The organism is Flavobacterium sp. (genome assembly GCF_027484945.1).
GTDB lineage: Bacteria > Bacteroidota > Bacteroidia > Flavobacteriales > Flavobacteriaceae > Flavobacterium.
Genome location: NZ_JAIXRZ010000018.1, coordinates 25,662 through 33,475 on the forward strand (window position 1 = coordinate 25,662; position 7,814 = coordinate 33,475).

A 7,814-nucleotide genomic window follows, 5' to 3' on the forward strand; every position below is an offset into this window, starting at 1 on the left:
CGTTATTTGTTTAATTTGTCAAGACTATAAAAAAAATCCAACAGCTGGGCTATTGGATCAATTTGGAATCTACTTGTTTAGAAGTTCGGACTTAAATTGTATTTTTTATAGAAGTTATTTAAGGCTTCAACTACTTCGTCTTCGGTATCCACTACTTTGATTAAGTTCATATCTTCTGGATTGGCATTGTGGTATTTTTCTATAATTACCGATTTAATCCATTCAAGAAGTCCGCTCCAAAATTCAGAACCAACCAAGATAATTGGGAATTTGCCAATTTTTTTGGTTTGGATTAAAGTAATGGCTTCAAATAATTCATCCAATGTTCCAAAACCACCAGGCATAACAACAAAGCCTTGGGAATACTTCACAAACATTACTTTGCGTACAAAGAAATAGTCGAAATTTAAATTTTTATCCTTATCGATATATGGGTTAAAATGTTGTTCAAAGGGTAATTCAATATTTAATCCTACCGATGTTCCTCCTCCTCGGTGTGCTCCTTTATTTCCAGCCTCCATTATTCCTGGCCCTCCGCCTGTAATTACGCCATAACCCGCTTTGCTAATTTTGTATGCGATCCGTTCGGCTAATGCATAATACGGATGATCGGGTTTTGTTCGTGCCGATCCAAAAATGGAGACACATGGACCAATACGGGCCATAGTCTCATAGCCATTAACAAATTCTGACATGATTTTGAAAATCGCCCATGAGTCGTTTGTGCGAATTTCATTCCAGGTTTTTTGCTTCATTTTGTCCTGGATTTTCTCCTCTTCATTTTTATAATCATCAAATGCCATAATTCAAAAGATATTAGTGTTATTTTTTGGGAGCTTTTTCCGGTCTTCGCCAGTCGCTTCCCTCCGGGCGAGCTTCAACAATGGCTCAACCCGGGCTAAAAAAAGCGAGCTAAGATACGACAATATTTTCAAACGTATTTGTGGCAATTTTTCGTCCAAATAAAAGTTATTTGGAAGTTAAATTCAAGGTTTTACACATCGGCATTGTTTTGTTAATAAAATATCTTGATAACTTTTTATTCCAACTTTTAAGACGGTTGACTTTACCTCTATTTTTGTAATGAACCCTTATTTTTAATGCATGGGCGCATTTGTTATCAGTAAACGAATTAATGGCGATTACAAATTTATTTTTGCTTCCCGCAAAGGGAAAACCGTTTTTACAAGTATTGCTTGTAAACACAAATCGGATTGTGAACGGATGATTGCTCATATACAAAACCATACCGAATCGTTTTCTTTCACTAAAATAAAAGCGAGTGGTGGAAAGTTGTTTTTTCGAATTTCAAAAGACGGTTTAGTTTTAGCTACCAGTCGTAAATATACTACCGAGCGATTACTTCAAAAAGGAATTGATGAAATCCTTCGTAATGTAGCTCAATCAGAAGTTTTGGATTTTACCGAACTTGATCCTATCTTTCCAATTGAAGAAATCAGTTTGGGAATTTCGGTTGCGTCTTAAAAAAACAAGATTATTTACGTTCGCTCTACCTGCATCCATTCATAAATCCCTAAAAGGATGACCCAAAAGGAAAGCAAAAAAGCAATCAATGGATTTTTAGTGTGATTCATTACAATTAATCCAAAAATTGATAATCCAACAATTACAGAGATACTGCCGGTAACAATTCGAATAAATGCATTGGGTTTTTCACTACGAATATCCGAATACGCACTGTAAGCCAAAAAAAGCGCATAGATGAGAATTACTAAATTCGCGATTAAATTAAACTTTTCAAAAGAATCAAACATTCGCAGCATACTAAAAAAACTGCCAATACCAGCTATCGCAAATAAAAATTTAGTGATGACCCAAAAAAGAAAGGTTTGATGGTAAAAATGCTTCATGGCTTAAAAAAATCCTATTAAAAGGCTTTTATTTTTGTTGGTGCGAAAATAGTTGATTTTGTTTAATCTAAAAATACAGCACCCAATTTAAAAATGTTAAAGTTTTATTTAAAAAAAGCATCCAAAATATTCAATGTTTATTGAATTATTGCTACAATCGTTTTTTTAACGTTTCTAAAAACAGTGCCTGCTGATCGATAAACACATTTAATGCACATTGTGGCCAATAGTACAAATGATTTTCTGGAAGTAAACGTTCCAAATTGCTCATTTGTTCATTTGAAAAAAATCCATCATCTTGCCCATAAAACCCATATACATTAATGTTTTTTTGGTTTAATTGTTGGATAAATTCTGAAAGATTTAGGGTTGTATAGTTATCATTTTGGGCAAACCCCAAAACCGCTTCCTGAGTAAATTGGTCGTTCCATTTTTTTAATTCTGAAATGGATTGCATCGACTTATAAATTTTTTGGGCTTCAAGAGTTGGTTTTTTGGGACGCAAAAGTCCGTTACGCTGCGCATGAAGCATACAATAGGATGCATACATAATTGATGTTGGATCCATCGCTTGAAGCAGTCCTATATACTTTAAATTAGACATCTCATTTTTGGTTTCATAAATCGTTTTACATTGAGTAATGATTTGGGTATACGATTCTTGTAACGAAATTGGAGTGCCAATTAACACTACGGCTTGGACCAATTCGGGATGGATACGTGCAAATAATACGGCCAACATTCCCCCAAAACGGTGACCGAGTAACGTTATTTTTTGTAATTGGTACTGTTGCATTAACCCTTGAATATCAACACTGGCCTCTGCTATCGAATATTCCGCATTGGGGTCTGTGCTGCGTCCTTCGCCTCTTCGGTCATAAACAATCACATAAAAACCTTGGTCAGCCAAGCGTTGCGCAGTTGTAAATTCAAACCGGGCACAATTATTACCAGGCCCCTCGTGCATAAATAACAACGGTTTATCTTGCGGGTTGCCAAACGCTTTGGAGTAGAGGGTTTGAGCGTTTATTGCAGGTGTAATTAGTAAAAGGAAATATACAAATACTTGACGCATGAATTTCACTATTAAAGTTCTTTCGCTAAAAAACGTGCCGTGTAACTTTTTTTGTTTTTACTGACTTCTTCTGGGGTGCCCACACATAAGATTTGTCCACCGCCTTTTCCGCCTTCGGGACCCACGTCAATAATGTGATCGGCGAGTTTGATTACATCCAAATTATGTTCGATGATCAATACGGTATTACCTTTGTCGACCAATTTTTGGATCACTTCCATCAGTACTCGAATATCTTCAAAATGCAATCCCGTAGTGGGCTCGTCCATGATGTAGAAGGTATTACCAGTATCTTTTTTTGCCAATTCGGTGGCTAATTTGATGCGCTGGGCTTCGCCTCCTGAAAGAGTCGTACTTTGTTGGCCCAAAGTAATATATCCCAAACCTACCTCTTGAATTGTTTTTATTTTACGGTAAATCTTCGGGATGTTTTCAAAAAAATCAACGGCTTCATCCACCGTCATATTCAATACATCGGATATGGATTTACCTTTATATCGAATTTCTAGGGTTTCGCGGTTAAATCGTTTTCCCTGACAGGTTTCACATGCTACATAAACATCGGGCAAAAAGCTCATTTCAATAGTGCGAACGCCCGAGCCTTCGCAGGTTTCACAACGGCCGCCCGACACGTTAAAGCTAAATCGACCTGCTTTGTAGCCACGAATCATCGCTTCGGGCGTTTGGGTAAATAGCGTTCGGATTTCAGCGAATACATCGGTATAAGTAGCAGGATTGGAACGAGGCGTGCGGCCAATCGGACTCTGATCAATGTCAATCACTTTGTCAATATGTTCGAGGCCTTCAATTTTTTTAAAGGGCATCGGTCGTTTTACCCCATTGTAGATGTGCGCGTTTAAAATGGGGTAGAGGGTTTCGTTGATTAACGTCGATTTTCCACTTCCTGAAACTCCCGTAACACCGATTAATTTTCCAAGTGGAAATTCAGCGGTTACATTTTTCAAATTATTACCAGAAGCTCCACTCAATTTAATCGATTTTCCATTGCCTTCTCTGCGTTTTTTTGGAACTTGAATAGCCATTTTTCCACTTAGATATTGTGCGGTAATGGTCGTTTCATTAAGCAGTTCTTTTGGTGTTCCTTTACTGATAATTTGTCCACCAAAACGGCCGGCTTTCGGTCCAATATCAATTACATAATCGGCTTCAACAATCATGTCTTTGTCATGCTCAACTACCAAAACAGAGTTTCCAATGTCGCGTAAATTTTTCAATGATGTTATCAGCCGTTCATTATCGCGTTGATGGAGTCCAATACTCGGTTCATCCAAAATATAGAGCACGCCCACGAGTTGTGATCCTATTTGGGTAGCCAATCGAATGCGTTGGGCTTCACCTCCTGAAAGTGATTTCGAACTCCGATTTAGGGACAAGTAATTGAGTCCGACATCCATTAAAAACCGTAAACGGTCATTGATTTCTTTTAGAATTTCGGTTGCAATGGTTCTTTGTTTATTTGAAAGAGTTTCGGGCAATGCCAAAAACCAATCGGTTAATTCGGCGATATCCATTGCTGATAGATCGGCTATATTTTTATTGTTAATTTTAAAATATAACAACTCCTTTTTCAAACGCGAACCGTTGCATTCGGGACATACAATTTCGTCCATAAAGTCTTTTGCCCAACGTTTTAAAGAAGTAGATGACGCGTCATCATGTTGGTTTTTAATAAATGCGGCGATTCCTTCAAACTCGATTTTATATTCTTTGGTTACACCCGCTGTTTTGGCGGCTATCGTAAATCGTTCGTTGCCTCCATTAAGTATCATTTCCAGGGCTTCCTCTGCTATTTTCTCTATTGGATCGGTGAGTTTAAACCCAAACTTTTCACCAATGGCTTCCAATTGTTTGAACATCCACGAACTTTTATATTCGCCCAAAGGAGCCAAACCGCCTTTTGCAATCGATAAACGAGAATCGGGGATGATTTTTTTGAGATTTATTTCATTAACAGTACCTAAACCATTACAGTGACTACAAGCACCTTTTGGGGAGTTGAATGAAAATAAATTAGGTTCTGGATTTTGATAGGAGATTCCGGTGGTGGGACACATAAGTGTGCGACTAAAAAAGCGCGCCTCTTTTTGATCTTGTTCAATCACCATCATGACATCTTCACCATGATACATTGCTGTTTTTATACTTTCGGCAAGACGCTTATGGGTATCATCGTCGTGAGTTGGTACCATACGGTCGATGACAATTTCGATATCATGGGTCTTGTAGCGATCGAGTTTCATGCCGGGAGTTATGTCTTTAATTTCTCCGTTAACGCGAACTTTTACAAAGCCTTGTTTGGCAATTTGCTGAAATAATTCGGCATAATGTCCCTTTCGTGCGCGAACAACTGGCGCAAGTAGGTTAATCCGTTTTCCATTGAACTGATCTATTATGAGGTCGTTGATTTGCGAATCAGAATAGGAAACCATTTTTTCTCCCGTATTGTAGCTGTAAGCCTCACCAGCGCGTGCATAAAGAAGCCGCAGAAAATCGTAGATTTCGGTTATCGTACCCACGGTAGAGCGCGGTGATTTACTGGTCGTTTTTTGCTCAATGGCAATCACAGGCGATAAACCGTCAATTTTATCCACATCGGGACGTTCGAGTCCTCCCAAAAACTGTCGGGCATAAGCCGAAAAAGTTTCAATATAGCGGCGCTGTCCTTCGGCGTAAATAGTGTCGAAGGCGAGTGACGATTTTCCAGATCCTGAGAGCCCGGTAATTACCACCAGTTGCTCCCTTGGGATAGCAATGTCGATATTTTTCAGATTGTGGGCACGGGCACCAATCACTTCAATGGTTTCGAGTTGTTCTTGCATTATTTTTTTGGGAAAATACAAAGGTACATTATCTGCCTTGGATTACCAATTGATTGGGAAAACTTCATCGACTGTTGCAGTTTGAAGCGATTCGTAGTGGGTAAGTTGTATGGATATAAAATGAACTATTGAATTCAAAAAATTAAAAATCCAACTTCCAACGATTACAATCAAAAAGTGAAAAAGATTTCGGTCTTTAACCTAGTCAATTACCATTCCTTTCAAGGTTTGGCGGTAGGTTTCTAAAAGCTCACTTTTGTATACGATTCCGAAGAACTTACCCGATTTTAAAACGAGTAAAGCGGTTTGTTTCGTGGTATCAAATTTATCCATAATTACCTCCATTCCATCATCATGATTAATGATGATACCGGTTGATTGCATCCATTCTTTGATCGTTCCAAATTTTACCCGATAGGGGTTAAAAACTATGGTCTTAAGATGGTCTACATTCAAAACACCAAGCAGTTTGTTTTTTTCATCCAAAACCGGAAAAATCGGTTGACTGGAGGATCGCATTGCCTCAATGATTTGATCAACCGAATCGTGGAGTTGAAAAGTGTCAATATTGCAATGAACATGAGATAAAAAGTCGATACTCAATAAAATATTTTTGTCTTTATCGCCTGTAAACACCTCTCCTTTGTCGGCTAATACTTTAACGTCCATCGAATGCTTTTCAAGCTTTTTGGAAACGGCAAAACTAATCGATGAGACGATCATTAACGGAACCATTAAATCATAACCTCCTGTGATTTCTCCAATTAAAAAGATAGCGGTTAAAGGTGCATGAAATAAGCCACTTAAAATACCGGCCATTCCCACCATGATAAAATTTGTTAAAGGAAGTTCATTATTAATTCCGATAAGCGCCATCGTTTTGGCAACAGCGAAACCGAGGTATGAACCTACAAACAAAGAGGGTGCAAAATTGCCACCATTTCCTCCAGAACCTAAAGTGAGTCCGGTTGCGATCGATTTGAGAAAAACGATGAGTCCGACAAACCCCAGCAATACCCATTCACTGGATTTGAAAGGTTGGAGGAGGGTGTTGTCCAATAAGACTTCAGGATGCATTGTTGATAGCGTTTTTATGCTTTCGTAACCTTCTCCAAAGAGCGTCGGAAAGAAAAAAATCAAAACGGCCAATAAAAAGGCCCCCACCAAAGCGCGGCGGTACGAATTTAAATTGTAACGGTTGAAAAAATGCTCAACCCTTCTAAAATTTCGGGCATGATATACCGAAACAAAACCAGAAGCTAAACCCAAGAGGATGTAGTAGGGAATGTTATGGTAATCAAAAGGTTTGATTTCCTTAAATCGCAGTAAAATATCGGAACTTAATAAAATCGTTGATACTAAAGCACCGGTGGCTGCCGAAATCATTATTGGAATAAAAGCAGAGATACTCACATCGGTTAGCACAACTTCGATTGCAAAAAGTACCCCTGCAATGGGTGCATTAAATGCAGCACCTATACCTGCGGCAACACCACAAGCTAATAATAGAATACGGTCTTTTTGTGATAAACGGTATTTTTGGGCATAGTTGGAGCCAAATGCAGCGCCGGTAATGGTAATCGGACTCTCCAATCCAGCCGAGCCGCCCAATCCTACGGTAAGCGAACTCGTAACAATTTGTGCATACATTTGTTTTCGCGGTAAGATGCCTCCTTTTTTAGCCACAGCATAGAGGATTTGCGAACTTCCTTTTTCAATAGAACCGTCTAAAAATTTACGAATAACGATAACGGTGAGTATAATCCCAACAATAGGGAAAATACTATTAGCATAGGGAAGTTTAAGGTATTGGTTAACATAATTGGCAAATAAGAAAACATTGTGGGCAAAGTTTTTAAGTACGATCACTGCTAAGGCACAGGAAATCGCTACTGCAACACAGGACAAATACAAAAAATTTCGCTCCGACAACACGGCTTTCGCCCCAAAGAAAAGAGCTTCTAAGCGGCGAAGATTTTTTCGTAAAAACAATAATACCGTCGCTGTTTTTCGGGTGGGCATAATACA

6 protein-coding genes are annotated in these 7,814 nt (G+C 38.6%); 1 reads left to right on the top strand and 5 read right to left on the bottom strand.

What is annotated here, in order from left to right; genetic code table 11:
• Positions 1–77: 77 nt before the first annotated feature.
• On the bottom strand, positions 78–803 hold the full coding sequence (locus Q0039_RS02930) for a TIGR00730 family Rossman fold protein (protein WP_297508807.1): 726 nt from the start codon (positions 801–803) through the stop codon (positions 78–80).
• Between the two features lie 301 nt (positions 804–1,104).
• Between Q0039_RS02930 and Q0039_RS02935 the strand changes: the two genes are divergently transcribed.
• Positions 1,105–1,485: a DUF1508 domain-containing protein gene (locus Q0039_RS02935; protein ID WP_297508811.1), complete on the top strand. Its 381-nt coding sequence runs from the start codon at positions 1,105–1,107 to the stop codon at positions 1,483–1,485.
• Positions 1,486–1,499: 14 nt separating this feature from the next.
• Here the strand turns inward: Q0039_RS02935 and Q0039_RS02940 are convergent, their stop codons facing one another.
• The 4 genes from Q0039_RS02940 to Q0039_RS02955 form a co-directional block, all read right to left on the bottom strand.
• A complete protein-coding gene (locus tag Q0039_RS02940) occupies positions 1,500–1,871 on the bottom strand; it encodes a hypothetical protein (protein ID WP_297508814.1) in 372 nt (123 codons plus the stop codon).
• A 151-nt stretch (positions 1,872–2,022) separates the two neighbouring features.
• A complete protein-coding gene (locus Q0039_RS02945) occupies positions 2,023–2,946 on the bottom strand; it encodes an alpha/beta hydrolase (RefSeq protein WP_297508817.1) in 924 nt (307 codons plus the stop codon).
• A gap of 11 nt (positions 2,947–2,957) precedes the next feature.
• A complete protein-coding gene (gene uvrA / locus Q0039_RS02950; protein WP_297508820.1) occupies positions 2,958–5,786 on the bottom strand; it encodes an excinuclease ABC subunit UvrA in 2,829 nt (942 codons plus the stop codon).
• A 201-nt stretch (positions 5,787–5,987) separates the two neighbouring features.
• Complete coding sequence (locus Q0039_RS02955) at positions 5,988–7,808, bottom strand: chloride channel protein (RefSeq protein WP_297508823.1); 1,821 nt, start codon at positions 7,806–7,808, stop codon at positions 5,988–5,990.
• Positions 7,809–7,814: the final 6 nt, after the last annotated feature.